General features: G+C 62.6%; 30 protein-coding genes. 11 read left to right on the forward strand and 19 right to left on the reverse strand.

The window, feature by feature from the left end:
- Positions 1–63: 63 nt before the first annotated feature.
- On the reverse strand, positions 64–810 hold the full coding sequence (locus tag ABRP66_RS02495) for a hypothetical protein (protein ID WP_284782513.1): 747 nt from the start codon (positions 808–810) through the stop codon (positions 64–66).
- A gap of 123 nt (positions 811–933) precedes the next feature.
- On the opposite strand from ABRP66_RS02495, the gene ABRP66_RS02500 reads away from it, so the two are divergent.
- Complete coding sequence (locus tag ABRP66_RS02500) at positions 934–2,064, forward strand: Mrp/NBP35 family ATP-binding protein (RefSeq protein ID WP_284782512.1); 1,131 nt, start codon at positions 934–936, stop codon at positions 2,062–2,064.
- Positions 2,065–2,076: 12 nt separating this feature from the next.
- Here ABRP66_RS02500 and ABRP66_RS02505 read toward each other — a convergent pair whose 3' ends face one another.
- The 3 genes from ABRP66_RS02505 to sigE all read right to left on the reverse strand — a co-directional run bounded on the left by ABRP66_RS02505 (position 2,077) and on the right by sigE (position 3,792).
- Positions 2,077–2,598 carry a twin-arginine translocase TatA/TatE family subunit gene (locus tag ABRP66_RS02505; protein WP_284769894.1) on the reverse strand — a complete coding sequence of 174 codons (522 nt, stop codon included), beginning with the start codon at positions 2,596–2,598 and terminating at the stop codon, positions 2,077–2,079.
- 21 nt (positions 2,599–2,619) lie between these two features.
- A complete protein-coding gene (locus ABRP66_RS02510) occupies positions 2,620–3,075 on the reverse strand; it encodes an anti-sigma factor family protein (protein ID WP_284769895.1) in 456 nt (151 codons plus the stop codon).
- Positions 3,076–3,162: 87 nt separating this feature from the next.
- A complete protein-coding gene (sigE, locus tag ABRP66_RS02515; protein WP_005280118.1) occupies positions 3,163–3,792 on the reverse strand; it encodes an RNA polymerase sigma factor SigE in 630 nt (209 codons plus the stop codon).
- Positions 3,793–3,943: 151 nt separating this feature from the next.
- On the opposite strand from sigE, the gene ABRP66_RS02520 reads away from it, so the two are divergent.
- From ABRP66_RS02520 to ABRP66_RS02530, 3 genes are all read left to right on the forward strand, one after another.
- On the forward strand, positions 3,944–4,591 hold the full coding sequence (locus ABRP66_RS02520) for an O-methyltransferase (protein WP_023028631.1): 648 nt from the start codon (positions 3,944–3,946) through the stop codon (positions 4,589–4,591).
- Between the two features lie 61 nt (positions 4,592–4,652).
- A complete protein-coding gene (locus tag ABRP66_RS02525) occupies positions 4,653–4,784 on the forward strand; it encodes a hypothetical protein (RefSeq protein WP_284769897.1) in 132 nt (43 codons plus the stop codon).
- 12 nt (positions 4,785–4,796) lie between these two features.
- Positions 4,797–6,239, forward strand: a complete 1,443-nt coding sequence (locus ABRP66_RS02530; RefSeq protein WP_349838294.1) for a GH32 C-terminal domain-containing protein — start codon at positions 4,797–4,799, stop codon at positions 6,237–6,239.
- A gap of 540 nt (positions 6,240–6,779) precedes the next feature.
- Here ABRP66_RS02530 and ABRP66_RS02535 read toward each other — a convergent pair.
- From ABRP66_RS02535 to dapE, 7 genes are read right to left on the reverse strand one after another with little or no spacing between them, the layout of a single operon-like run.
- Positions 6,780–7,649: a methyltransferase domain-containing protein gene (locus ABRP66_RS02535; RefSeq protein ID WP_349838295.1), complete on the reverse strand. Its 870-nt coding sequence runs from the start codon at positions 7,647–7,649 to the stop codon at positions 6,780–6,782.
- A gap of 9 nt (positions 7,650–7,658) precedes the next feature.
- Positions 7,659–7,826 carry a DUF3117 domain-containing protein gene (locus ABRP66_RS02540; RefSeq protein WP_005280113.1) on the reverse strand — a complete coding sequence of 56 codons (168 nt, stop codon included), beginning with the start codon at positions 7,824–7,826 and terminating at the stop codon, positions 7,659–7,661.
- Between the two features lie 11 nt (positions 7,827–7,837).
- Positions 7,838–8,143: a DivIVA domain-containing protein gene (locus ABRP66_RS02545; protein WP_349838296.1), complete on the reverse strand. Its 306-nt coding sequence runs from the start codon at positions 8,141–8,143 to the stop codon at positions 7,838–7,840.
- Between the two features lie 3 nt (positions 8,144–8,146).
- The gene (locus tag ABRP66_RS02550) at positions 8,147–8,869 is read right to left on the reverse strand and encodes a glucosyl-3-phosphoglycerate synthase (protein ID WP_349838297.1); all 723 of its coding nucleotides are present in this window, start codon (positions 8,867–8,869) and stop codon (positions 8,147–8,149) included.
- Positions 8,866–9,678: a dihydropteroate synthase gene (gene folP, locus ABRP66_RS02555; RefSeq protein WP_284769973.1), complete on the reverse strand. Its 813-nt coding sequence runs from the start codon at positions 9,676–9,678 to the stop codon at positions 8,866–8,868. Before folP ends, ABRP66_RS02550 begins: the two co-directional genes overlap by 4 nt.
- Before the next feature lie 14 nt (positions 9,679–9,692).
- A complete protein-coding gene (locus tag ABRP66_RS02560; protein WP_284853493.1) occupies positions 9,693–10,457 on the reverse strand; it encodes an LOG family protein in 765 nt (254 codons plus the stop codon).
- A 2-nt stretch (positions 10,458–10,459) separates the two neighbouring features.
- Positions 10,460–11,548: a succinyl-diaminopimelate desuccinylase gene (gene dapE, locus ABRP66_RS02565; RefSeq protein ID WP_284769903.1), complete on the reverse strand. Its 1,089-nt coding sequence runs from the start codon at positions 11,546–11,548 to the stop codon at positions 10,460–10,462.
- Positions 11,549–11,636: 88 nt separating this feature from the next.
- On the opposite strand from dapE, the gene ABRP66_RS02570 reads away from it, so the two are divergent.
- From ABRP66_RS02570 to ABRP66_RS02595, 6 genes are all read left to right on the forward strand, one after another.
- Complete coding sequence (locus ABRP66_RS02570) at positions 11,637–12,995, forward strand: amino acid permease (protein WP_284769904.1); 1,359 nt, start codon at positions 11,637–11,639, stop codon at positions 12,993–12,995.
- A gap of 17 nt (positions 12,996–13,012) precedes the next feature.
- Positions 13,013–13,984 carry a 2,3,4,5-tetrahydropyridine-2,6-dicarboxylate N-succinyltransferase gene (gene dapD, locus ABRP66_RS02575; protein ID WP_349838298.1) on the forward strand — a complete coding sequence of 324 codons (972 nt, stop codon included), beginning with the start codon at positions 13,013–13,015 and terminating at the stop codon, positions 13,982–13,984.
- A gap of 101 nt (positions 13,985–14,085) precedes the next feature.
- Positions 14,086–15,417 (forward strand): amino acid permease, encoded by a 1,332-nt coding sequence (locus ABRP66_RS02580; RefSeq protein WP_349838315.1) that lies wholly within the window; start codon positions 14,086–14,088, stop codon positions 15,415–15,417.
- Positions 15,418–15,835: 418 nt separating this feature from the next.
- A complete protein-coding gene (locus tag ABRP66_RS02585; protein ID WP_284769907.1) occupies positions 15,836–16,681 on the forward strand; it encodes a type IV toxin-antitoxin system AbiEi family antitoxin domain-containing protein in 846 nt (281 codons plus the stop codon).
- Between the two features lie 65 nt (positions 16,682–16,746).
- Positions 16,747–16,956: a helix-turn-helix transcriptional regulator gene (locus ABRP66_RS02590; RefSeq protein WP_284769908.1), complete on the forward strand. Its 210-nt coding sequence runs from the start codon at positions 16,747–16,749 to the stop codon at positions 16,954–16,956.
- Entirely contained in the window at positions 16,949–17,428 is a 480-nt protein-coding gene (locus tag ABRP66_RS02595; protein ID WP_284769909.1) for a transcriptional regulator, read from the forward strand. Before ABRP66_RS02590 ends, ABRP66_RS02595 begins: the two co-directional genes overlap by 8 nt.
- Positions 17,429–17,831: 403 nt before the next feature.
- Here ABRP66_RS02595 and ABRP66_RS02600 read toward each other — a convergent pair whose 3' ends face one another.
- The 7 genes from ABRP66_RS02600 to ABRP66_RS02630 are packed head-to-tail and all read right to left on the reverse strand — an operon-like array spanning position 17,832 to position 23,588.
- On the reverse strand, positions 17,832–18,392 hold the full coding sequence (locus ABRP66_RS02600) for a GtrA family protein (RefSeq protein WP_284850362.1): 561 nt from the start codon (positions 18,390–18,392) through the stop codon (positions 17,832–17,834).
- A 29-nt stretch (positions 18,393–18,421) separates the two neighbouring features.
- Positions 18,422–19,210, reverse strand: coding sequence for a pseudouridine synthase (locus ABRP66_RS02605; RefSeq protein ID WP_284850367.1), 789 nt, complete (start codon positions 19,208–19,210; stop codon positions 18,422–18,424).
- Positions 19,211–19,262: 52 nt separating this feature from the next.
- Entirely contained in the window at positions 19,263–20,351 is a 1,089-nt protein-coding gene (gene dapC, locus ABRP66_RS02610; protein WP_349838299.1) for a succinyldiaminopimelate transaminase, read from the reverse strand.
- A 3-nt stretch (positions 20,352–20,354) separates the two neighbouring features.
- Positions 20,355–20,678 carry a ferredoxin gene (gene fdxA / locus ABRP66_RS02615; RefSeq protein WP_023017724.1) on the reverse strand — a complete coding sequence of 108 codons (324 nt, stop codon included), beginning with the start codon at positions 20,676–20,678 and terminating at the stop codon, positions 20,355–20,357.
- Positions 20,679–20,732: 54 nt separating this feature from the next.
- Positions 20,733–21,110: a hypothetical protein gene (locus ABRP66_RS02620; RefSeq protein ID WP_284769912.1), complete on the reverse strand. Its 378-nt coding sequence runs from the start codon at positions 21,108–21,110 to the stop codon at positions 20,733–20,735.
- Positions 21,110–21,979 (reverse strand): PIG-L family deacetylase, encoded by an 870-nt coding sequence (locus ABRP66_RS02625; RefSeq protein WP_284784664.1) that lies wholly within the window; start codon positions 21,977–21,979, stop codon positions 21,110–21,112. Before ABRP66_RS02625 ends, ABRP66_RS02620 begins: the two co-directional genes overlap by 1 nt.
- The gene (locus tag ABRP66_RS02630; protein WP_349838300.1) at positions 21,969–23,588 is read right to left on the reverse strand and encodes an ABC transporter family substrate-binding protein; all 1,620 of its coding nucleotides are present in this window, start codon (positions 23,586–23,588) and stop codon (positions 21,969–21,971) included. The genes ABRP66_RS02625 and ABRP66_RS02630 overlap by 11 nt, the downstream gene beginning before the upstream one ends.
- A gap of 89 nt (positions 23,589–23,677) precedes the next feature.
- On the opposite strand from ABRP66_RS02630, the gene ABRP66_RS02635 reads away from it, so the two are divergent.
- Positions 23,678–24,334, forward strand: a complete 657-nt coding sequence (locus ABRP66_RS02635) for a GOLPH3/VPS74 family protein (RefSeq protein WP_349838301.1) — start codon at positions 23,678–23,680, stop codon at positions 24,332–24,334.
- Between the two features lie 11 nt (positions 24,335–24,345).
- On the opposite strand, the gene typA is transcribed toward ABRP66_RS02635, so the two are convergent.
- Positions 24,346–26,256 (reverse strand): translational GTPase TypA, encoded by a 1,911-nt coding sequence (gene typA / locus ABRP66_RS02640; RefSeq protein WP_349838302.1) that lies wholly within the window; start codon positions 26,254–26,256, stop codon positions 24,346–24,348.
- Between the last annotated feature and the right edge of the window lie 119 nt (positions 26,257–26,375).

A 26,375-nucleotide genomic window follows, 5' to 3' on the forward strand; every position in this document is an offset into this window, starting at 1 on the left:
TAAAGCGCGCCTGCCGGTGAGCGCGAAGGGCGGGCGGTGGGTAGAACGGACCGCACCAAAAGCTTAAGAACTGCTCAGATCCGAGCCGCCGGAGGAGCCGGAATCGCTTTCTTCATTGACAATGTCCATTCCGGAAGCTTCCATCCATTCGTGGACGACCTTCTTCAGCTCTTCGCCATCCTCTAGCGCCTCCACCATGTCAGAGATATCTTTTTGTGTGATGAATTTGGTGACCGCGGCGACGGATTTTTCCTCTTCGCGGTCAAAGAGGCTATCGCTATAGATGACCACGAAGTTTTCTGGCAGCTCTGGTTGCGCATCCTCACAACCGTGAGCGCCGGAGGGCTCGACGGTGGCAAGTTGAGTGGGCAAGGTAGACATGAGTGCAATGTGGGTGCGGGCTAGGAAGTCCTCCCCGCCCGGCTCACTGTCTTCTTCTGCCTTTTTATATTCCGCCGAGATATCGCGCGCCTCACCGGGATTAAAGTGGCTTAAAAAGCTGCCGGTGCACCCAACGTAAAAATTGCCTTCCGGGTTTAGGGAACTGCCCTTGCCTCCATGTGTTTTGAAGGTTTCTTCTTTCTTCAATTCGGCTATGCGTCCTTCCTCCAAGAGCGACTGCCGGAATACCTCGCCTAAGATGAGCTGATCTGTTTCTGCAGGGTCAACGACGATCTGCACCTGTTCCGGTTCGGATTGTGCCGCAGCGGGGCTGGTCTCGACCTTGTCTGAGCAGCCAGCAAGCAGCGCAGCGCCTACCACCGCGGTAACAGTAGCGCGGGCATATCGACGGGCGGGGCTGCGCTTCACTGAGGGTGCTCCTTCTAATTTTTCTAGTTCACCGATACAAACGGATGGATTTAAACGTCCCACAGAGTCTACCGTGCAGGCGTGTTTACCTGAGGTAGCGCCGTGACTAAGATGGCAAGAGTTATGTCTAGCTCTATTACCGAATCAGCCGTACGCGAGGCTCTTTCCCACGTACAGGATCCAGAAATCGGCCGCCCCATCACCGAACTCAATATGGTGAAATCGGTCGATATCGAAGGAAACGACGTCACCGTTGGCATTTATCTGACCATCGCGGGCTGCCCCATGAAGTCCACCATCGAGACCAATACCCGTGCCGCGGTCGAGGATATCGACGGCGTTGGCAAGGTCACCGTGACCATGGACGCGATGAGCGATGAGCAACGCCGCGAGCTGAAGCAAAAGCTACGCGGCGGCAAGGCCGAACCCGAGATTCCCTTTGCGAAGCCCGATTCGACGACCCGCGTATTTGCGGTGGCATCGGGTAAGGGTGGCGTCGGCAAGTCCTCGATGACCGTCAACCTTGCCGCAGCGCTGGTGGATAAGGGCCTGAAGGTCGGCATTGTCGATGCCGATATTTACGGCCACTCCGTGCCCAGCCTGCTCGGCTCAACCGACGGCCCCACCGTGCTTGATGATGAAATGCTGCTGCCCCCCATCTCCCACGGCATTAAGCACATCTCGATTGGGCAGTTCGTGGAGGGTAACGCGCCCGTCGTCTGGCGCGGGCCCATGCTCCACCGCGCGCTGCAGCAGTTCTTGGCGGACGTATTCTGGGGCGACCTCGATGTCCTCCTCCTCGACCTGCCTCCGGGTACCGGCGATGTAGCGCTGTCCGTTGCGCAGCTCATCCCGAATGCGGAGCTGCTCATCGTCACCACGCCGCAGGCCGCTGCAGCAGAGGTAGCCGAGCGCGCCGGTTCCATCTCCCAACAAACGCGCCAGCGCGTGGCCGGCGTGATTGAGAACATGAGCGCCATGGTCATGCCGGATGGCTCCACCATGGATGTCTTTGGTGAAGGCGGCGGCCAGATCGTCGCAGACCGCCTCGGCGTCATCCTGGGCCACGAGGTGCCGCTGCTGGCGTCCGTACCGCTGGATCCGTCCCTGCGCTCGAATAGCGACGCCGGCACACCCATCGTGCTCGAAGCACCCGACTCCCCTGCCGCAAAGGAAATCAGGGCAGTTGCTGATAAGCTCGCCATCCGCTCCGATTCCCTCGTGGGCAAGAGCCTCAACTTGGGCGTGAACTAAGAGCGCGTTGTATTAGGTAACGTCGCTCCACTCAGAGCCGCCGCCGGTGGAATCTTCCCCACCGCGCTGCGGCTTTTGTTGTTGCTGGGGCGGCTGCTGGGTGGTTTCGGTGGTATCGCCATATACCTCGGCATAGTTAAAGGTGGGCCGGGCGGGGCCATTGTTGTCCTGCGCGCGCTGTTCGGGTTCTTTCGGCGCGGTGCCGGATTTAATGTCTTCGGCCATCTTCTGGGGATTGAAGTCGTCCCAGGCGGAATCGTCGCCATCGAAAAGCGCCTTGGTAATAGCACCCTTCGGGCCTAACCGCGTCCACTGTGCAGCTTGGTTGAGCGGGCCACGGATATCGTCGAATTCCGCGGAGATGGACCCCATCTCGCCGTTGAGCTCGGCCTTCGCATTATTGATGGCCTTGCGGGCGGCGTAGATGGCCGCGCGCACGTCCTTGATGACTTCCGGCATGCGCTCCGGGCCGATGATGACGATGCCGAGGAGGACAATGACAATAATCTCGGGCCAGCCAATGGAAGAAAACACGGTTAAATCCTCGCCCTCCGTTTAGTTCTGTCCGCGCTGATTGTGTTTAATCGCGCGTACCACCGTCTCGACTTTATCCAGGAAATCCTGCTCCGGCCGGTGCGCCGGGGTCGACGCATCGGGGCCCGGGGCCACGCCTTCCGTAGCCATTCCCGCCAGCTTGGCCAATAAGGACTGCGGGGCCTTCACCGCGGAATCATCGCTGCAGTGACGCACCCACTCAGAGGCATGGCGCTGGTGGTGCACGTCGGCGCGGCATTCCGCGCAGTGGACCAGGTGGATGCGCACGCGGTGCATGGCTTTGGGCTCCATCTCCCCGTCCACGAAGGCAACGACGGCCTCTGGGCCGAGGTGGCCGATGGAATCGCTGCGCCGCGCCCGCGCCTTTGCCTTATCCCGGGCCTTCGCCTGCGCGGGGGTAAAGTCACCCCGCACGCTGAGCCTGGAGAGGGTGCGGCGTCCGCGCAGTGAGTCCATCGACACCCCTCCTCACGTTCATGCCACAGCCGGATTACTCACACTTAATCCCCCCTGCCACGCGGCAGGGGAGCTAACGATTCGATTCTAGCGCGTGCGCAACAAGATGCGCGCTTCCGCATTGGTCTGTGCCTCTTTTTCCAGCGCCGCACGCAGTTGGGAGCGGCCGCGGTGGATGCGTGAGCGCACCGTGCCCATCTTCACGCCGAGGGTTTCGGCGATTTCGTCATAGCTCATGCCTTCGATATCACACAGAACCACGGCGACACGGAAATCCGGCGCCAGGCTATCCAGCGCGGACTGCAGCACGGGATCCAGGTTGGCCACGGTATAGGCCTGCTCCGGGGTCATATCCGTACCCGGAACGCGCTCATAATCCTCAGGTAGGGACTCCATGCGGATCTTGGAGCGGTGGCGCACCATATCCAAAAAGAGGTTCGTGGTGATGCGGTGCAGCCAGCCGCCAAAGGTACCCGGTTGGTACTTATCCAAAGAGCGGAAGACACGCATAAAGGTCTCTTGGGTGAGATCCTCGGCATCCTGCTGGTCACCGGATAAACGGTAGGCCAAGCGGTACACGCCATCGGCGTGCTCTGCCACCAATTCGGCCCACGAAGGCATCGTGGCTTCCCCAGCATCGAACGCCGCGGTACCGGTCAACTCCACGTTCGGATCGGTGGAGGCAACGGACTCGGCATCGCGCTTCGTTTCTGTCATGGATGTCATTTTTCTATACTCGGCGCGGAAACTCCAGCTGCTGCGCTGATAATATCCTGTGAGTCCGTCACATACTTCCCACAGACCACAATTTCGCTGGCTAGGCGCGTTTTTGCCACCCTAGCGCGCAACTTTACCTATTGTCTTAATCGTGACTACTACCGCATATGACGCACTGCGCTCCTATATCGATTCCACCAGTGAGCCTTCGGCGGCTCTCCGCGGAGCCCGCGACCACGCCGAGGAATACGGCCTGCCCGTCCCGGATGAATCCACCGGTCAGCTTCTCACCACGCTGACGGCAACCTCCTCCGGTGTGGTAGACCGCCCCCAGGCCGTGGCGATTACCCCTGCCGCCTCCGTCGTCGGTCTCTACCTGTTCGCGGGCATGCCAGACAACGGCATCCTCACGTGCATCGACCCTGAGGCCGAGCACCAGCGCAGCGCCAAGGCCGCCTTCCGCGAGGCAGGCTACGCCCCCACCCGCGGCCGCTTTCTCCCCTCGCGCCCCCTCGACGTGCTCGGGCGCCTGGCCACCGAGGCCTACCAGGTCATTTACGCGGACGTCGCCGCCCTCGACCTCCCCGCCCTCATCAAGGCGGCCTGGCCCCTGCTGCACCAGCACGGCACGCTCGTGCTTGCCAATGCGCTTCTCGATGGCACCGTCGCCGACACCTCCCGCACCGACCGCGATACCGCCGCCGCGCGCGAGGCCGATGAATACCTCCGCGAACTCGAAGGCGCCACCGTGACCCGGCTCCCACTGGGTTCGGGGCTGACATTGGTAACGAAGCTTTAAAGGGGGCATCGGCAAGCGAGGGCCCTGCACGCGCTAAAAGATATCCGTATTCTGGGTGTACATGACAGCCGGACACTGCCCCATAAAGTCCTCGCCCGCGCACGGCGGCGAAACCACCGCGTGGCAGGTCAACGAGTTTCCTCCCTGGCGTGGCTGCCACCCCAACCCAAGCTTGAACCCGCACCTGATTTAAGAGAGGAATGCCGTGACGACTCACCGCCCCGAACTCCACTTCATCCCCGATGCCGGCATCCTAGATGCACCCGCCGGTGTCCTTCGCGATGGCGATACGTGGCACATGTTCTATCAATATCGCCCCACTTCCGATGCCCCCGCCCGCTGGGGACACACCTATTCGGAGGAAGCGCCGTTTAACTGGCTGGACTGCGATGATGTCCTCGCACCCGTCGGCGGTGAGCTCGCCCTCCGCGCGGGTTCCGTGGCCCAGGGTGAGGACGCTACCAACCTCTATTTCACCTCCGTGACCGCGACCGGCACCTCCATTCGCCTCGCGCGCTATTCCGGTATCGACGATGTCTGCGAGGTATCCGATGATTCCTCGGCCCTCGACCCCAACGTCGTGCGCTTCGGCGAGGTGGCCGGCAATACCACCGACCACACCCGGTTCCGCTCGCCCTCCGTCGTGCCCGATTGGGCCACCGATGACCGCGAAGACGGCCACAAGGGTTGGCTCATGCTGGCGCTTTCTGGCCGCACCGAAACCCCGCAGCCGGTCATTCTAGAAAGCCACGACGGCATCTCGTGGTCCCTACGCGGTAGCCTTACCTTTGAGGGCGACCCTGGCTTCCTGGACGGCGAAGTGCCTGCCAATTCCCCTATTCCCCCAGTGGTTTCCCCGCGCATCGTGCGCCTGCGCGATGAAGTCGACGAAGAGATCTACGACGTACTCTTTGTCACCCTCGAGCGCGACGGCCGCGATGTTTCCGGCTACCTCGTGGGTCAGCTGGAAGACACCACCTTCACGGTGGTTTCCGGATTCCGCCGCGTGGACTTCGGCCACGATTTCTCCCGCCCGCGCAATACGAATGCCACCGCAGGCACGATCCCTGAAGAAAACCGCTACGAGCGCGCCGTCATCCTCGGCCTTCTCAACGGCAATGGCCGCGGCGACGACGCCACCCAACACGCCTCTTGGGATGCCGAAGGCTGGTCGAATGCCCTCTCCCTGCCGCGCCAGGTCACGCTCGAGGGCGGCGTCTTGTACCAGGCACCGGCCACCGGCCTGCCCGAGGCGGTCAAGCTTTCGGATTACGCGCGCTCCTGGACCGGCGTCATGGAGGTTCCCACCGGCTCCAGCGTCACCATCACCCTTCTCGATGGCAACGGCGACCCCGCCGCCACCATCTGCCACTCCGGCGAGGAAATCAGCCTCGATCGTTCCATGAACAAGGCCTTCGACCACTTCTTCGCTGATTCCGCTCCCGCCACAGCCACGCTTGCCGATGGCGACTCCGACACCCTCACCATCATCCAAGACGGCTCCACGGTAGAGGTATTCGTCGACGGCGGCCTCATCGCCATGGCCTCCCGCGTCTATTTCGACGGCGGCTGCTCCGGCATGGATGTCGAGACCACCGGCGACGCAGTCATCGAACAAGACTGGCAGCGCTCCGGCTCCAAGCTCTAATACTGCAGCCCTCCTACCCGGCCACCCGCCTCTCGGCCCCCGCCTTTCTGCCCAAGCCTGTCGCCACGCGCCTTTCGGCCCCGCCCTTCGCGCTCACCGGCGAGGCGTCGCGACATCGGCAAGCAGCTCCCCGTGAGCGCCAAGGGAGGCAACGGTGACTGGCCTATTCCACCCCCGCCCTTCGCGCTCACCGGCGAGCGACTCCGGCTATCAGAATGTGCTTGCCGTGAGCGCGAAGGGCGGGTATTCCTTCCATCTGACCCAGGACCGACCGCACGGGTCAAAAGATGCCGTCCTTAGCCGCATTCTGCATCCTCGTTTTCCGTCAGCCACCGCCCTGCCGATGCCACCAGCCCTTCGCGCTCACGGGCAAGGTGGAGGGGCATCGGCAAGCTGTTCCTCGTGAGCGCCAAGGGAGGGTACGGTGACTGGCCGATTCCACACCCGTCCTTCGCGCTCACCGGAAGCGAAAAAGAACCGCCCCGCGCGCTGCTGGTGAGCGCGAAGGGCGGTACAGGTTGCCGCGAGGCAGGTGTGCGATTAGGAAACGGCGCGGAGGCGGTCCAGCCGGGCGCGGGCGGTGACCGTCAGCGTGGGAGTAAGGGCGGCCATGCGCTCGGCGAGCTCGTCGGCGCTGATGTGGCGGGCGGACGGGCTCATTCCTACCTGTGCGGCGATGGCCGCCTTGTCCAACTGGATGGGGAAGGAAATATCGACTGGGTCGGCCGCTTGCTCGAGGTGGCCTTCCGCCTGCTCATACATGCGGTCAACCTTGCCCTCTTCTACGCCGAGGATGCCGAGGGGTTCGCGCAGCTCATCGAGGTGTCCGGCGCCTGGGGTCAGGACGATGACTTGGCCGCCGGGGGCGAGTACACGCTGGAACTCGGATGGGTTGCGCGGTGCAAAGACGACGGAAATGGCGTCGATGGATTCATCGCGGATGGGAAGTTGCTGCCAGACATCGGCAACCACGGCGCCCACGCGCGGGTGGCACTTGGCCAAGTGCTTGGCTGCGTGCGGGGAAATATCGAGTCCGACGCCGCGCGCGCCGTCAATGGAATCAAGCGTGTGGGCTAGATAGTAGCCGGTTCCGGCGCCGACCTCGAGGAGCGAGGCGGGCGTAGAGGCAGACAGCGAGCTGGCATCGAGCGCGTCTTGCACCGCGCCGGTCACAGACTCGACAAAGGGCGCGAAATGGCCGGTGGCTAGGTACGCTTCGCGGGCGTTGACCATGTCCATGTCATCGCCCTTGTGCTTGAGGCCAGCACCGGCCGCTAAGGTCACATACCCTTGCTTGGCCACATCAAAGGAATGGCCGGACTCCGAAACGAGGCGGGAAAAATCATCGGCGCCGGAAAGCGCCGTGCCGTCGTTTGGATCGGCCAGAATGTCGACGATATGAGAAAGCATGTATCCAGACTAGCTAGAAACCTCGGTCAACAAAGAACCGAGCTCCGCGGCCTCTTCTTTGTTCAGCTCGATAACGATGCGCCCGCCGCCGTCGGATGGGATGCGCATGACGATCTTGCGGGATTCCACCACCGCTTCCATTTCGCCGCCAGTGGTACGTGGCTTCATTGCTGCCATAGTAGGGCTCCTTAACTATCTTCGTTTCTTTCCAGCTTAGTCTCTTTTTGCCCGCTTTTCCGCGCGGCCGCTAATTCTTGCTCAAGTTGCGCGAGCAGATCATCGACCTGATCCTGGCGGTACCCGCGCGGGACGACCTCGAATTGCACGTCCTCAAAACGGCCCTGAGCTGCGGCGGCGCGGTTATTTTCCAGCACCTTCTGCGGCTCATCGGGCGGGTCCATCACGGTCCCGGGCCCAAATATCGAGCCCCACAGCCACGTTCCGATCACAATGAACGCAATGAGCACCACGATGAGCACAATCCAGGACAGCATGGCTTAAATCCTACCTAGCAGCGGCGGGCGCTGAGCAATTGGCGCTCCCACCCCGGCGCGCGAGAGCAGCGTGCGCGCCACGATATCCGCCATCGGTGCCAGCTCATGAAGCGGCCGGTTGCGGTGGACTCGTGTGCCTAGGTCGACTTCTGTCAGCCCGCCGCGCTTGCCGATGTCCACCAGCAGCCCCGCTTCCACCCCATAACCTTCCACAAAAGGCACCTCTAGCGCGGCCGTGCGGCGGATCGCGTACTCGCCGCCCAGGGGCTGATCGATGTGGGCTAGCTCTGGGAAGAACTGCCGGATGAGTGGCTTTGCAGTGAGTTCGGTCACGCGCCCGCCGCCGGTGGGTTGGCCGTTGAGGCTGCGGCGATAGCGGGCCTTGACCATGTTTACGCGGGGATCCTCAAAGGGCGCCGCGAGTGCTGTGACCATGCCGGACGCGGCGGATTCTAGGTCAGCGTCGATAAAGACGACGATGTCCCCGCGCGCGGCGGCGACCCCGCGCCAGAGGGATTCGCCCTTGCCGGGGCGCGGCGGTTCGGGCAGGATATCGCGCCAGTTGCGCACATCGGCGCCGGCTGCGCGCGCGACTGCGGCGGTGTCGTCGGTGGAGTCGGCGTCGATGACGAGCACTTCGAGGGGGTCATCGGCAAGGCAGGCGCGGATAACGCCGACCACGGTGGGTTCCTCGTTGAGCGCGGGGATGATGACGGAAACGCTCATGCGAGCCCGCGGGTGGTATCAAGGGGCGCGGCCGTGCCCTGGATGGCGGCAGTCATGCGGATGACGTCGACGGTCTCAGCAACCTCGTGGACGCGGAAGGCGGCCACACCGTGCGCTGCTGCCCAGGCGGTGGCGGCGAGCGTTCCGGCGACGCGGTCTCCTACCCCGCGCGCGAGGGTCTCGCCCACGAAGTCCTTATTGGATAGCGCCATGAGCACGGGCCAGCCGGTATCGACGATCTCGTCGATACGTCGCAGGAGCTCTAGGCCGTGATAGGTGTTTTTGCCAAAGTCGTGCGTGGGATCGATGAAGGTGAGCTCTTCCGGGCAGCCGAGTCCCGCGGCCTTTTCCGCCAGGGCGGTGGTCTCAGCAATGACGTCAGCGACGACATCATCAAAGTGCACGCGGTGCGGGCGGGTGCGCGGGGTAATCCCGCCGGTATGCGAGCACACGTAGCCCACGCGGTGGTGGCCGGCGACCTCGATAAGCTGCGGATCCCAGCCGGCCCACGTGTCATTGACCAGCCCGGCCCCGGCGGCGATGGCGGCCTCGGCCACCTCGCTGCGCCAGGTGTCTACGGAGATAAGAACCTCTGGGTGCCGCTCATGCACGCGGGCGATGGTGGGCACGACACGGTCGATTTCTTCCGCGCTATCCACTTCCTCGCCCGGCCCGGCCTTGACTCCGCCGATATCGATGATGGAGGCTCCCGCCACAATGGCCTCATCGCAGCGCTTGAGGGCGGGGTCCATGTCAAAGGTGGCCCCCTTGTCATAAAAGGAGTCTGGGGTGCGATTGACTATCGCCATCACGCGCGCGAGGCTCAACGCGGCTCCCTAATGCGCTTATCGCTCATGACCTTGTGGCGCTCGATGATGTGGGCGACGGCATCATCGGGGTCATCGGTAAGCAGGAAAAGCTCTTGGTCGTCTTCGTTGATGTAGCCACCGGCGGCGAGGGTATTTTTTATCCATTCCAGCAGGCCAGACCAGTACTCGGTACCCATGAGCACGATGGGATAGTTGGTGACCTTACCCGTCTGAACCATGCAGAGAACCTCGAAGAATTCATCCATGGTGCCCATGCCGCCGGGCAGGCAGACGAAGGCCTGGGAGTACTTCAAGAACATGGTCTTGCGGGCAAAGAAGTAGCGGAAGTTCAGGCCCAAGTCCACGTACTTATTGAGTCCCTGCTCGTGCGGCAATTCGATGCCGAGTCCCACCGAGAGGCCATCGCCCTCGTGCGCGCCCTTATTCGCAGCCTCCATGATGCCGGGGCCGCCGCCGGTGATGACGGCGTAGGCGCATTCGGCAAGCTTGCGGCCGAGTTCTTCGGCCATCTGATAGCTCGCATCCTCAGGCTTGGTGCGCGCGGAGCCAAAAACCGTCACTGCCTTGGGCAGCTTAGCCAGCGCATCAAAGCCGGCGACGAATTCGCCTTGGATGCGCAGCACGCGCCACGGATCGGCGTGCTGCCATTCGTGGTCCGCGCCGGATTCCAGCAGGCGCTGGTCAAAGGTGGAGCCTTGTTCTCCCTCGCTGCGCAGCAAGAGCGGGCCGCGCAGGGTACGCATGTGGTCAGGGGTCATTTTTATCCCTTCAAGTAATTAAGCAGTGCGGTAGAAACTTCAGTGATTTGCGCCGTGGGCACCTGCTCGTCCTTCTTATGCGCAAAGCCAGGATCGCCGGCACCGAAATTTACGGCGGGAATGCCTATCTCAGCAAAGCGCGAGACATCGGTCCAGCCGAACTTGGCGCGGACGTTGCCGCCGACGGCATCGACAAGCGCGCGTGCCGCAGGCTGCCCCAGGCCAGGCAGGGCGGCACCGGCGATGTCATCGATCTCTATGGTGACGTCCTCATGCTTGCCGATGACCCCCTTCATGTACTCCAACGCCTCCTCCGTACTGCGGTCCGGGGCGAAGCGGAAGTTGACGAACATCCATGCCTCGTCCGGCAAGGTATTGGTGGCCACGCCGGCCTCCAGGTGGACGATGTTCAGGCCCTCGCGGTAGGTGCAGCCATCGATGGTGACCTCGCGCGGCTCGTAGTCCGCAATGCGGGTCATGACGGGGGCGAGCTTGTGCGCGGCGTTGGAGCCGAGCCACGCGCGGGCCGAGTGCGCGCGGGTGCCATGCGCCGTCACGCGCAGACGAATCGTGCCTTGGCAACCGGCCTCGACCATGGCGCCGGAGGGCTCACCGAGGAGCGCAAAATCGCCCTGCAACCACTCGGGGTGATCCTTTTGCAAGTGGCCCAGCCCATTAAATTCAGTGGATACCTCTTCGCCCTCATAAGCAATGACGGTCAAATCATGCTGGAGTTCTTCCGATTCATGCAGGTGAGCAAAGGCGTTGAGGTATACTGCCATGCCGGATTTCATGTCCACGGTGCCGCAGCCGAACATGATCTCGCCACCATCTTCGGCGGTGTCCATGCGATGCGGTACGTTATCTGCCAATGGAACGGTATCGATGTGGCCTGCAAGAATCACGCGGGAATCCATCCCGCGGTTCGTGCGCGCACACACGGTATTGCCAAAGCGGGCGACCTCCACGTCTAGACCACGCAGGGCTTCTTCCACCGCATCCGCGATGGCCTCCTCGTGGTGGGAGGGGCTTGGGATATCGACGAGCGCCTTGGTCACTTCAATGGGGTCGGCATATAGATCTAAAGTCACAAGCCGCCATGGTAGCGCCCCGCTGGGTCCGTTGCATTGTGTAATGTTCACTTCACTGTAAAAAATAACCTCTCACAAGGTGGTAATTATGGCCGAAGCCACACAATTGAAATCGCGACACCTCACCATGATGGGCCTTGGCTCCGCGGTGGGTGCCGGTCTCTTCTTGGGCGTCGGATTGGGAATCCAAATCTCCGGCACCTCGGTGCTCATTTCTTATGCCGTCGCCGGCGTCCTCATCGCGCTCATCATGTGGATGCTCGGGGAAATCGCTGCGGCCCGCCCTTCCCTGGGTTCTTTTTCCACCTACGCCGGCCAGGCCTTCGGCCACTGGGCGCGCTTTACGATGGGCTGGATCTACTGGTTCATGCTCATCATGGTCATGGGCGCCGAAATCACCGGCGCCGCCGCGATCATCGGCAGCTGGTTCGATATCGCCCCGTGGATTCCCGCGCTCATCGCGGTGGCCTTCTTCGCCGTGGTGAACTTCGCCGCAGTGCGCGGTTTCGGTGAATTCGAGTTCTGGTTTGCCATCATCAAGGTCGCCGTCATCATCGCCTTCCTCGTTGTCGGCATCCTCATGGCACTCGGCATCCTGCCCGGCATGGATCTCTCCCGCGCTGGAACCAACTTCACCGATAACTTCCTGCCCAATGGCATGCCCGGCTTCGCAGCGGGCCTGCTGGCCGTGGCCTTCGCCTTCGGTGGAATCGAGCTGGTGACCATCGCCGCCGCCGAGTCCGAGGATCCAGCCCGCAACGTGGCAACCGCGGTGCGCGCCATCATCGTGCGCATCATGATCTTCTACATCGGCTCCATCGTGGTCATCACCATGGCCTTGCCGTTTAGCCAGATCCAAGATGCCGACGCCGCCGCCAATTCACCGTTCACCTTGGTGCTCGAGGCCGCCAAGATTCCTTTCGCCGCCGGCTTCATGGAGGCCATCATCGCGCTGGCCCTCCTGTCCGCCTTCAACGCGCAGATCTACGCCACCTCTCGCCTGGTCTTCGACATGGCCAAGGACCACTGCGCGCCAAAGTTCTTCCTCAAGACCAACCACTCCGGCTCCCCCATCAACGCCGTCATCTTGTCCATGATCTTCGCCTTCGCCTCGGTGGGCCTCCAGTTCTGGAACCCGCCGGGACTGCTGGCCTTCCTCTTCAACGCCGTCGGCGGCTGCCTCTTGGTGGTGTGGACCTTCATCGTCGCCTCCTTCCTCAAGCTGCACCCGCAGTTGAAGGCGAACGGCGAGCTCACGGACATCCGCGTGCCCGGCTACCCCTGGCTACCGTGGGCGACCGCCACCGCGCTGGCCGCGCTGACCATCTTCATGCTCTTTGACCCCTCCGCCCGCAACCAAGTCATCGCCGTCATCATCCTCTTTGCCGCGCTCGTCGCCTTGTCCTTCGTGGTTCCCGCGGACAAGCGCGAACAAGTTCGGCAGTAATTGCTAAGCTAGCCACCATGACTTCTGCATCCGCACGTGGCCTGGCAACCATTACCCACGACGGCACCGTCTTGGACGTTTGGTTCCCAGCAGTTCATACCGATAAGCAAGTAGAGACCACCGGCACGACGCGTCTGGAGGAGACTCCGCAGCAGTTCTCCGCCCTCGTCGGCCCCGATGAAGAGCGCGGCGTGGCTCGCGTGGCGGTGGAAACCACCATCGCTGACCTCGACGAGGCACCTACCGATACCTACAACGCCTACCTGCGCCTCCATCTGCTCTCCCACCGTGAGGTAAAACCGCACGGCCTCAACATGGACGGCATCTTCCGCCACCTCAACAACGTGGTCTGGACCAACTACGGCCCCTGCGCCGTCTCCGATTTCCAGATGGTGCGCGGCCGCCTCGCCTCCCGCGGCCCCGTCGTGGTCTACTCCGTGGATAAGTTCCCCCGCATGGTGGACTACGTTGTCCCCTCCGGTGTGCGCATCGGTGATGCCGATCGCGTCCGCTTGGGCGCCCACCTGGCAGAGGGCACCACGGTCATGCACGAGGGCTTCGTCAATTTCAACGCCGGCACCCTGGGCGCTTCCATGGTGGAAGGCCGCATTTCCGCGGGCGTCGTCGTGGGCGATGGCTCCGATATTGGCGGCGGCGCCTCCATCATGGGCACCCTGTCCGGCGGCGGCAAGGAAGTTATTTCCATCGGCGAGCGCTGCCTGCTCGGCGCTAACTCGGGCATCGGCATTTCGCTTGGCGATGACGCCGTTGTCGAAGCCGGCCTCTACGTCACCGCCGGTACCAAGGTCGCCGTCTTTGGCAAGGTGGCCGAGGCCCTGGGCGTCAGCAATGGCGAGGCAGTTAAGGGCTCCCAGCTCTCCGGCGCCTCCGGCCTGCTGCTGCGCCGCAATTCCGTCTCCGGTGCTGTCGAAGTCGTGGAGTGGAATGCCGAGGCCGTCGCACTGAACGAGGACCTCCACAAGAACTAACGCCACCCCAATTCCGGCGCCCCGCGGCCGAGAAATACCATGGAGAAGTGTCTGATAACTCTTCTACCCTTGGTTCTGGCCTGAAGGTCCGCCACCTGACCATGATGGGGCTTGGCTCTACCATTGGCGCCGGTCTCTTCCTCGGCACGGGCGTAGGCATTTCCGCCGCCGGCCCAGCGGTAATCATCGCCTACGCGATCGCCGGATTCCTCGCCATCCTCGTGATGCAAATGCTTGGGGAGATGGGAACGGTCATCCCCGCCTCCGGCTCCTTTTCCGAATACGCCGAACACGGCATCGGCCGCTGGGCAGGTTTTACCCAAGGGTGGATTTACTGGTGCGCCACTGTCGCCGTCCTCGGCGCCGAAATCACCGGCGCCGCAGGTTTCATCGGCTCGTGGTTCGACGTGCCGCCCTGGATACCCGCCGCCATCTGCGTCGCCGTCTTCGGCCTCGTCAACCTGCTGCGCGTGCGCACCTTCGGCGAATTTGAGTACTGGTTCGCTCTCATCAAGGTCGTCGTCATCATCGCCTTCCTCATCATCGGCGCCCTCCTCATCTTCGGCCTCCTGCCGGGCCACACTTTCGTGGGCACATCCGTCTTCCTTGCCGATGGCTTCATGCCCAACGGCCTCGGCGGCGTCGCCGCCGGCCTGCTCGCCGTAGCCTTCGCTTTCGGCGGCATCGAGGTCGTCGCCATCGCGTCCGCCGAATCCGAAGATCCCGAAAAATCCCTGGTCAACGCCGTGCGCTCCACCATCTTGCGGATCTCCGTGTTCTACCTGGGCTCCGTCCTGGTCATCACGTTCCTGCTTCCCTATTCCAGCCTGGACGCCGCCTCCACCGCCGCCGAATCGCCGTTCACCATGGTCCTCGACCGCGCCGGCATTCCCGGTGCCGCCGGCATCATGGAGGTCATCATCGTCCTCGCGCTGCTATCCGCTTTCAACGCGCAAATCTTCGCCTCCTCCCGCATGATGCACTCGCTCGCCTCCCGCGGCGAGGCCCCGCGCATCTTCGCCGCCACCAATACCGAGGGTGTGCCCACCACCGCCATCGCCCTATCCGTCACACTTTCCGTGCTCATGGTCGTCCTCAACTACGCCGATACCGGCTGGTTGCTCACCTTCATGCTCAACGCCGCCGGCGCCTCCCTGCTCATCGTGTGGGTCTTCATCGCCGTCAGCCAGCTGCGCCTACGCCGCCAACTCGAGGCCCTGCATCCACTCCCCATCCGCATGTGGGCCTTCCCCTATCTCACTTGGTTCGCCCTTGCCCTCTTCGCGGCCATCGCGGTGCTCATGCTTACCGATGCCACCGCCCGCACCCAACTCCTCTCCGCCGCCGCCATGTTCGCGGTGCTCGCCATCGCGGGTGTGCTCAATTCCAAGGCTCGCGGCATCGACCCGACCTCCACGCTCCCTCTGACCTAGCGGCCACTCCCTGCCTCCGGCCCTCACGCCCTACACCTCACATCCAGCCCACCGTGCCTGCCGCCCCATTACCCCGCCCTTCGCGCTCACCAGCACTGGGCGGGGTACGGCGTTTTCACCTCCCGGTGAGCGCGACGGGTGTGGGGCCGACCTCCGCGCTCACGGGGAGGCGAAATGGGCATCGGAAAGCGGAAGCGGTGAGCGTGAAGGGGGCTGGCCGGCACACTCACTCCTCGCGCTCACCAGGGGCCGCTTAAGGGCACAGACCTGGCCGCCGGTGAGCGCTAAGGGAGGGTGGAAGGAGGTTATCCACAGAGCGGCGAGGAAAAGAGAGCGCGAGACCTCAAAATAGGCGGGTTATCCACAGGCTGTCGGACCCCGTCTGGACGAGGAGGCGGCCGCTTTTTAAATTGAAGCCATGGGGGCATGGACGACTGCGCAGTTGCGCGAGCAGGGGCTGGGCAAGGACGCGATTCGGCGGCGAGTGCGCGCGGGCAAGCTGTACCGCGTGCACCGGGGGATTTATACCGACGAGTGGTCGCCGTTGGCGGTGGCGAAGGCGCTGGTGCATGGGCTGAGCCGTATCCATTTTACGGGGAAGACCGCGCAGGAGATTCACCTTGACCGGCCGCTGACCTTTCCACTGGAAGCGGAGGGGCCGCGGACGCTGCGTGGCAAGAATTTCCGCGTCTCGCATTCCCGGCTCAAGGCAACGAGCCTGGTCAAGGGGCTGCCGGTGGTGCAGGTTCTGTGGGCTGCTCGCAAGATTGCTAGGGCCTGTGGCCCGCTGCTGGAAGAGTTTTACCGCGGTGAAAAGGGGCCCGGCCGGCTGGAGCGGGACCGCAAACGAATGGGCCGGACACCGCGCGCGTTGAAGGAGACGATGCGGCTCTCGGCCATCGGCGCGGATAGCCCACCGGAGCGCAAGGTGAGCCGTGCCCTGCGCACCGAAGGCATTTTCCCTGTTCATAACGCCCACGTGTGCGGATACCGCTTCGATCTTTTAATGGGCAAGCTCATCGTGGAGATCGACGGCTGGACCTACCACAGCCACAGCCTCGCGTTTCAGGCAGACCGCTCCAAACAGAACGCCGCGACCGCGCATGGGTACACGGTTTTGCGCTTTACTGCCGATGACGTCAGGCACCACCTTGACCAAGTCATCCTGCTTATCAAAGCCACCCGTGACCTGCTCAAAGGCCGCAAGCCACAGCTTCCCATGTCCGCCACCCAGCCATATTGGCGCTGGCATCTATGCGTCTAACCCTTGCCATAATGTCAAGTTTACTTTATATTAAGTCATGTAAACACGACAAGAGAGGTGATGATGTGGCCGGACAACCCAACATGGTCCGCAAGTGGCGGCGCTGGCGCGAATGGTCGCAAGGCGAACTAGCAGAGCGCGTCGGCGTCTCCCGGCAAACTATCGCAAATATCGAACGCGGCAACTACTCCCCGTCCGTGCACCTCGCATTGGACATCTGCCACGAACTAGATAAAACAGTCGAAGAAATCTTTGGAGCTGAACAACATGTTTAACGCCATCGCCAACATATCCCTCAACCACATCGAGCGCGCCTCCACCGACGAGTTCGAGCGCGACATCCTCACCAAGGCCTCCGCCATCACCCTGACCCCAATCACATTCCTCGAGCTCATCGTCGCGGCCATCCTCGCATGGTCCCTCCCCGGCCGCCTCAGCCTCCTCGCACTCCTCGCCATTGTCCCCTCCATCGCCGGCACGTCCCTCAGCGCCGCCTGGATGCGCAGGCACATCGCCACCCCCACCGTCCGCTCCAACTGGACTTTGACCGCCCTCTACCTCATCCCGATGTTCCTCTGCTTCGCCGGCACCGCCTACCACGCCTTCACGCGTTCCGATGCCCCCGCTGCCCCCTACCTCATCGGCGCCACCGTAGGTACCTTCACGGTCATCCTCATCTCCCCTGCGCTCCGACGGAAGCAAAACCGCCGCGACCAGTCCCGCCTCGACGCCACCCTCGAGGACTAGTACCTCACCTCCACCACCCGCCCTTCGCGCTCACCGCGGACGGCGGGTGGCGTTCGTTTACTACTCCCCGTGAGCGCGAAGGGGTCCCAGCGACAACGGCGCCCCGCCTCCCCGCCCTTGCCGCTCACCGGGAGGAAGTTTCGCCGCCGGCAACCATTGCCGGTGAGCGCGAAAGGCGCAGCCTCCTTTGCCGCTCACCGAGCAGGCATGGCGTCGATGAAAACTATCCCAGCGTGAGCGCGAAGGGATGGGTGTCGCACATACACTTGCTTGGCGACGTCCCTCCCCGCCCTTGCCGCTCACCGGCGGCATAAAAAGACCCCAGCAGCCCACGCTGGTGAGCGCGAAGGGCGGGGCCGGGGTGGCGAAACGAGCCGGGCTAGGCCGAGCTAGGAGCGGGTAGTTAAACCGGCGCTACCTCGTCGACGACGACGGGTTTATTCGGCTTGGAGCGGAACGTCCAGAGCTTGTTGATAATGAAGTTGATGGGCATCGCAACGACAATGGAAATGGCCTGCGCCCAATAGGACTTGGTGCGCAATCCGGTGGAGTTATCGAAGACATCGGTTGGTAGGCCCACGGGCGAGTTCGGATTCATGAGCAGCGTCAGGATGACCTGGCTAACGATAAACGCCCCGATTCCAGCCAAAAGGAACGGGAAGAAACCGCGAATCCAGGACACCTTGGACACGGTGCGGAAGGTCCACATGCGGTTGAGCTGGTAGTTCCAGGTATTGGCTACGAGGAAGGAGATGGTGGCAAAGACGTGGTACCAGCGGATATGGAATGCAGAACCGAAGAGGTTCATGAAGGGGTCCTCGGCAAAGATTCCCGCCGCGCCGAAGAGTTTCTGCGCAATGAAATATACGAAGAGGTTGACCGCGGTTCCCGAGCCGCCGACAAGACCGAACTTAAGGAATTGCCCAAAATTGGACGCAAAGCGCGCAACGCTGAGGTCTGCCATGGGCTGCCTTTCTTGCCGGAGATTAGTAATTACCTGATTGTAGTTCCTAAGCCACGCGAACTGAAAAACTGACGCTCCGAATGTGATGAAGGATCTATAAAAGATATAGTTTCGTGCAGCAAGTAAAGCGGGCGGGAGAAGTCATAGAGGTCGAGCGGGCGCGGCGCGGGATATGTGTCATCGCCGATGAGAGGATGCCCAAGATGATTCAGCAGCACCCGCAGCTGGTGCGTATGCCCGGTCCGCGGCCACATGGTTACCTCCCGACCCGCAGCGCGCACATACGTCGAGGTAGGCGTGCCATTATCGGCCACGAGCACCTGCCTGCTGCCCCGCGGCTTGTGCATAGGCAGCCTGATTTCCTCATCACAGAAAAGCGGCTGCTTGACGATGCCCCTATACCTCTTCACCGCCCTCCCTCCCAGGAAAATGCGCTGGTAGGCGGCCCGCGTGGCGGGATTGCGCGAGCAGATGACAAGGCCGGCGGTCAGGCGGTCGAGGCGGTGAAGCGGCACGATATCGTCTTCGCCGAAGTCTACGCGCAGGCGGGTTTGCAGGGTTTCGCGCTGCAAGCGGCCATTCGTAGTGGTGGGAAGAAAGTGTGGTTTATCGGCAACAATGATGTCTTCATCCGCGTGGACTACGCAGTAGTCAAAGGGAATCGGCTCCTCCGGCGGGACGGAGGGGTGGTACCACGCGGGAACGGGCCTGGGAAGAGCCGCACCGGCGGGAAGAAGCGTTCCCTCTGGAAAGGGCGAATCGCCCGCGCGGGCGGCCCAGTACTCGCCCTCGCGCGGAACGCGTTCGTGCAAGACCACCTTGCGGGGAGAAATCCCCTCCCGGGCAGGCGGGCGAAACGCGCGAGGCGAGTTAGGCACTGGCGAGGCGTTCGACGGCGGCGCGCACCCGCTCGTCAGTACCGTTTAAGCCAATGCGCACGTGTTGTGCGCCCGAGGGGCCGTAGAAATCGCCAGGTGCGGCGAGGATGCCCAGGGAAGCCAACCAGTCGATGGTCTCGCGGCAGTCTTCGCCGCGGGTGGCCCAGAGGTACAGGCCGGCATCGGAGTGGTCGATGGTAAAGCCCGCCTTGATAAGCGCCTGCATCAATTCGGCGCGGCGCGCGGCGTAGCGCTGGCACTGGAGGGCTTCGGTGGGGTCATCGTCAAGCGCGGCCACCATCGCCGCCTGAATCGGGCCTGGCACGATGAGCCCGGCGTGCTTGCGCAGCTCCAAGAGCTCCGTGATGAGATCGTTATCGCCGGCGAAGAATCCGGCGCGGTAGGAGGCCATATTCGCGGACTTGGACAGCGAATGCATGGCGATAAGGCCGGTATTATCGCCGTCGGTCACGCGCGGATCCAGGATGGATACCGGCGGGTTGTCGTCATTCCAGCCCAAGCCCATGTAGCACTCGTCGGAGGCGATGATTGCGCCGGTCGAGCGGGCCCAGGCCACGATGCGGCGCAGCTCCTCTACCCCAGCTACGCGGCCGGTGGGGTTGGACGGGGAATTGATGAATACCAGGGAGGCATCCTGAAAGTCGTCGTCAGCGCGCAGCGGAGTGGCCCCGGCGAGAAGGGCGCCGACCTCGTAGGTGGGATAGGCCACCGAGGGGAAGGCGACGGTCTCGCCGCGCATGCCCAACAGGGTGGGCAGCCACGCGATGGCCTCCTTCGTGCCCACTACGGGCAGGACGCGGTCCACGTCCATGCGGTAGCGGCGGCGCAGGGCGGAGGCGATGGCTTCGCGCAGCTCGGGTGTGCCCTGCGTTTGCGGGTATCCGGGGGCCTCGGCGGCAGAGGACAGCGCCAGCTGCACGCCGGGGGCAACCGGATCTACGGGGTTGCCCACCGAAAGGTCAACGATTCCATCTGGATGCGCCTGTGCCTTCTTTTTGGCGCCAGCCAGCGAGTTCCAGGGAAAATCCGGAAGCGATTGTCCTAGCGGTGTGCGGGCCATGAATTACTCCTGATTCTGTGGGGGCAGCGCGGCTACCATTGACGCATCGAAATCTTGCGGGCCGAGGGCTGCCGCTCCACCGGGAGAGCCCAAGTCATCGAAGAATGCTGCGTTGGCATCGTTGTAATCGATCCACTCATCGGGAACGTCATCCTCGTAGAAGATGGCTTCTACCGGGCATGCGGGCTCGCAGGCACCGCAGTCCACGCACTCATCTGGGTGGATGTAGAGCATGCGCTTGCCTTCATAAATGCAATCGACGGGGCATTCCTCAACACAGCCGCGGTCCATTACATCAACGCAAGGTTGAGCGATTGTATAAGTCATGGAGAATCCTTGAATCTTCCTGATTTCATGGGTTTGGGGATGAAATATAGTATGTCACTTCTGCTTTAGGAAAGGCCAAACGCCGCCGCCGATTCCGGCCAAAAGCAGGAGCAAGCTGAGAATATTATTGCCCACGATGACATCACCGGTAATCGGAACCAGCAGCATAAGCGCGAAAAATCCCAGGCCCCAGACGATGGTGGGGATGGCCGTGATGTAAGTACGATCACTCCACAGCCGCGCGGTGCGGGTTAGCACCACGTTGAAGGCCGCGGCGATGAGGATGGTGATGGGAAACGCTATGCTCGCACCATCAGCCAGCGGAATCCGGGCGGTGAGGTAAATGACCTCCAGAAATAGCGATAGCAGGGCGCCGAGAGAAAGCCAGATAAGGCCTGTAACCTGCTCGCCGCGGCTAAAATCAGCGCGCATTACAGCTCCCCCAGGAGGTCGGTTGCGGGCTCGCCCCTGCCGAGTTGGAAGTATTCGGCGCGCAGCAAGGGCATAAGCAATCTATTGGACAGGCAGTAGGCCCCAGGCACCGCGGCTGGGTCGTGGACGGCGGCGACGGCGGCCTCGGGGTTGGTGGCGGTGGTGTTGCCATCGGCCAGCCAGATTTGCGTGGCGTGGGCGCGCATGGCGGCGCGTTTGGCGTGGAGGGCGGCATCGTCAAGCGCGAAGGCCAAATCCGTGCCAGCAGTGGTGAAATTATCCAAGTACGCGGCATCGGGTTTGCGCCAGCCCGCGGGCGCGTCGAGGGTCTCAAGGCCGGAGTAATTGGCGGCGCGGTCAAAAATCGCCCACCAGATGCGCGTGCTTGCCGATGCCGCCTTTTCCACCACCCTATGCACCGCCACGTGGTCCGGGTGGTTATAGCCGCCGTCTGGTCCATAGGTCAAGATGGCGTGTGGCTTGAGTACATCTAATTCCGCGCGGAGCAGATCTACCGCCTCATCCAAGCGATTGACCAGCGCGCGGGGGTTGCCGTGGGAGGGCGACCCCACCATGCCGGAATCGTGGAAGTGGCCGAATCCGCCCAGCTGGATGCCCTCTACTCCTAAAGCGGAGAGAGCGCAGGCCAATTCGCGGGCGCGGAAGCCACCGAGCTGATGGTGCTCGGCGAGCCCTTGATAAGGCGCGCCGATGACCTCGCCGTCCTCGCCGAGGGTAAGGGTGATGACCGTGACCTGCGCACCGCGCGCGGCCAGGGTGGCGAGGGTGCCGCCGGTAAAAAGCGTTTCATCATCGGGGTGTGCGTGTACTGCAACTACGCGGTAGCCCGCCAAGTCCTTAGTCCTCATCTATCCTCCAAACTGGCGCTGTGACCAGCCCTTTATCCCAATCATCAATACTTTGGCCGGGGCCTACAATACCCTCCCCTAGCGCGTGCACACGCGTTTCATCTAAGAGCGGGACGTATAACACGTCCTGGGCATTGATCTCGCGGATTCGTCCCAGCGCGGTGGAAGGGCTTATCTTTCCGGAGAGAATGTCCATGCGTGTTTCGGCGGCGTTGTCGGGGCAGAACCCGGAGAGGTCCCCGGCGAGCGGTTGGTCTTCGGCGCAAGTGAAGACATTCGCGGCCGAGAGCGAGGTTAGGGTGATATCCTCCCAAGTCACCACCGCATCAACCTTGCCTTCAGGAAGCAGCTTAGTGGTAATGGTGGTGAGCCGGTCGGTGGTGACCTCAGCAGGGATGCCGTGGGCCTCGAGGACATCGTAAAGCGTATTTGCCGCAGCCAAAGCCGTGGGGCTGGTCGGATCGACGGCGAAGCGGATAGGCTTCTTGCTGGCGCGTTCGCGCAGGGCCGTCAGGTTTGCCTCCCCTGAGACCGGATTATGCCCGGCCTTCAGGTTGGAGGCGCGGCCGGTGGCGAGCCGGGCGACCTGTTCGGTATCGATAAGCGAGGCCACCCCGCGCCGCGCGGCGGCGTCCTCCAAGGCGCCGTGCTCAGTGGACATGTGCAAGCGCAGCTGGCGCGGGCGGGTAACCGTCTTATCGCTCACGTGCCCCAGCAACCCAAGCGCTTCCTGCGAGGTTTGACCCGGGGTAAAGTCCGCGAACCCAATCTGGCCAGAGCGCAGCATATTGAGCGCCTGGGTACTATCGCGCACCTCGCGCAGCTGGACGACGTCGATATGAGCGGGATCGGCGCCCCAAAAGCGGTCATTGCGGTTGAGCGTGATGACCCCGCGGCTGCGGTCCACGCTATCGACCGAGAAGCGGCCGGCGGAGGCGGGGATGTCATTGGCCAGTACCGAATCAAAATCGGAATTTTGCAGCAGGTGCGAGGGAAGGAGCTGGTTGAAGAGCTGCTTCCAATCCTTAACCCGCTCTGCAAAATCTACCGTGACCACACGCCCGCCATCGGATGTGGTCACCGCGGAAATGGCGCGGTAGCCCGCAGGGTCTTTAACACCTGCGGTCGTGGTCATTTTCTTCCACAAGTAGCTGAAATCCGCGCCGGAAATCGGGGTGCCATCGGACCACTGCGCGGGGGAGGCAATAACGTAGCGCACCCGCTGGGCCACGCCTTCCGGCGCGGTGACCTCCGCGGCAGATTCCAGGACGTCCGTATCCATGCGTCCCCAGTGGAACGTTGAGGGCAAGACTAGCTCCGCAATCTGATCCACGAGCTCGGAGTTATTGGCCACCAGGTGCGGGTTGAGGCCGGCGCGCAGCGGATCGACACCGATGGAAATGGTGGGCCGCGACTTTTCTTCCTCCGCGCGCGGCGGCTCATCGTCCGTCGCGGTCGTCGTTGATGCCGTTTCCTGGGCGGTAGATTCCTGGTCGTCCGAGTCTTCTACCACCGGCGGAGGGCCAGGATTGGCCGAACACCCGCTGACAAACGCGAGGCCGATGGCGGCAGTGGCAGCAAGTGCACGGGCCTTGAGACTATTTTTCATCGCGGACTACTTTAGTACCTTCTTCCCGCCACACGAAGATTCTGCGCGCTAAACTCGTACGAAATCACCATTGAAGGGATCTCCTCACCATGCTCATCTGCCAAGAAATGTTCCTCCTGCTTACCAAGGACAACGGTAAAAAGGAGGTGCTATCCAATAACGAGACCGCCCTGCGCGCCGGCCTTTTTAGCGATTTGCTCCTGTACGAAGCAGTTGCCATAACTGCAAAGAATAAGGTGCACGCCACGGACAAAAAGCCAGAGCACCCGGTGCTTTCTTGGGCATGGGATAGCCTGCACGAGCACCGGACCAGCTCGGTCAAGACACTGCTGCAGGCGGGGTGGTTCTCCCCGCGCGAGAAGATTGCCCAGGATTTTCAGGACCGCGGCCAATTGGAGATTGAGGATGCCGCGTGGTGGCAGCTGGGCGGCGACCGTTACATCATGACGGACACGGCGCTAGAAAATGAAGTGCGCGAGAGGCTCGCGGCGGTGCTTGACGGCACCCAAGCCCCTAGCGCCAAAGACGTGCTTATCTTGGATATTCTCCGCGAGATTAAAGGGGCCTATCCCCTACTCAAGGAGAATGCGCCCGAAATGAAACGCCGGGAGATGCGCAACCGCATCAAAGAATTAAAGCAACAGGTGGAATACGACGATGCCGCCGCCTCTGCGGTAAAAACCATACTGCAGGAGACGACGGCGATTATCGCGGCGGCTGCGGCATCAACCGCAGCCACCACTTAGATCGAGGCAGATTACTTCTTCATCTGCTTAGCGCGGGAAGCAGCGCGCTTGCGGTCGGTGGCGGAAAGCTCCAGCTTGCGCACGCGCAGCACGTCTGGGGCTACCTCGACGCACTCGTCATTGCCACAGAATTCCAGTGCCTCTTCCAGCGAGAGCGTGTGGGCCTTGGCCAGGGTGACCGTGGCGTCTGCGGTGGCAGAGCGCATATTGGTCAGCTTCTTTTCCTTGGTGATGTTGATGTCAATATCCTCATCGCGGTTATTGGCACCCACGACCATGCCTTCGTAGGCCTCGGCGCCTGGCTCGACGAAGAAGTTGCCGCGGTCAGCCAGCTGCATCAGTGCGTACTGGGTGATCTGGCCAGTGCGGTCAGCTACCAAGGAGCCGGTGGCGCGGGACTTAATCTCGCCGGCCCAGACATCGATGCCATCGGAGATGGAGTTGGCGATGCCGGCACCGCGGGTCTCGGTCATGAACTGGGTACGGAAACCGATGAGGCCACGGGCGGGAACGCGGAAGATCATGCGCACCCAGTCGCCCTCGCGCACGTCCATGGACTGCATCTGGCCCTTGCGGGAAGCCAGCAGCTGGGTGATGGCACCCTGGTGCTCCGACGGGGAGTCGATGGTGAGGATCTCATAGGGCTCATAGGTCTTGCCATCGATCTGCTGGGTAACTACCTGCGGCTTACCGATGGTCAGCTCGAAGCCCTCGCGGCGCATGGACTCGATAAGCACGGACAGAGCCATCTCGCCGCGGCCCTGGACCTCCCAGGTATCTGGGCGCTCGGTGGGCAGCACGCGCAGGGAGACGTTACCGATAAGCTCCTGCTCCAAGCGGGCCTTGACCATGCGGGCGGTCAGCTTGGTGCCGCCGCCGCGGCCTGCCATCGGCGAGGTGTTCACACCGATGGTCATGGAGATGGCCGGCTCATCAACGGTGATGCGCGGCAGGGCCTCTGGGTTTTCCGGATCGGCGATGGTGTCACCAATCATGGCATCGGAAATACCAGAGATGGCGACGATATCGCCGGCGATGGCCTCTTCGGCCGGCTGACGCTCGAAGCCGACCGTGCGCAGCAGCTCGGCAACCTTGACGGTCTTGGTGTGTTGGTTGCCCTCATCGTCGTAGTGGATCCAGGCCACCTGCTGGCCCTTCTTGATGCGGCCGGCGTAGATGCGCAGCAGCGCAATACGGCCGAGGAAGTCAGAGGCGTCAAGGTTGGTGACGTGCGCCTGCAGTGGGGCATCGACGGTAGCGGAGGGCTCGGGCAGGACGTTGTAGATGACATCGAAAAGCGCCTGCAGGTCCTCGCTATCGGGAACGTTGCCATCGCCCGGGTTCTCGGTGGAAGCAACGCCGGCGCGGCCGGAGGCGTACAGAACCGGGAGATCGAGTAGCTCTTCAGCAGCGGCAGCGGCTTCCTCATCCTCGAGGCCAGCGGCGATTTCCAGCAGCAGGTCCTGGGACTCGGTGACAACCTCGTCGATGCGGGCATCGGGGCGGTCGGTCTTGTTCACACAGACGATGACCGGCAGCTTGGCCTCCAGCGCCTTGGTCAAGACGAAGCGGGTCTGTGGGAGGGGGCCCTCAGAGGCATCGACAAGCAGCACGACACCGTCCACCATGGAAAGGCCGCGCTCCACCTCGCCGCCGAAGTCGGCGTGGCCCGGGGTGTCGATGACGTTAATGATGAGGTCTGCGCCGTCTTTGCCCAGACCCTGGCGGCGGATGGCCGTGTTCTTGGCCAAAATGGTAATGCCGCGCTCGCGCTCCTGATCGTTGGAGTCCATGACGCGGTCCGTGTGCTCACCGTGTTCGCCAAAAGCACCGGACTGCTCCAGCATGCCGTTGACCAACGTGGTCTTGCCATGGTCAACGTGCGCGACAATGGCAACATTACGGAACTCGGTATTACTCACTAGTTGGGTTCTCCTTCGGAGGATCTACAAACGCTGGTGCGCGAGAAATGTTCTTGAACGACGTCCTACGATACCCCCTAACAGGGCATAGTGCAGCATTGGGGAGCCAAGACGCGACC

The sequence above is a fragment of the Corynebacterium sp. KPL2680 genome, assembly GCF_040225675.1.
In the GTDB taxonomy this organism is placed as follows: Bacteria; Actinomycetota; Actinomycetes; order Mycobacteriales; family Mycobacteriaceae; genus Corynebacterium; species Corynebacterium rhinophilum.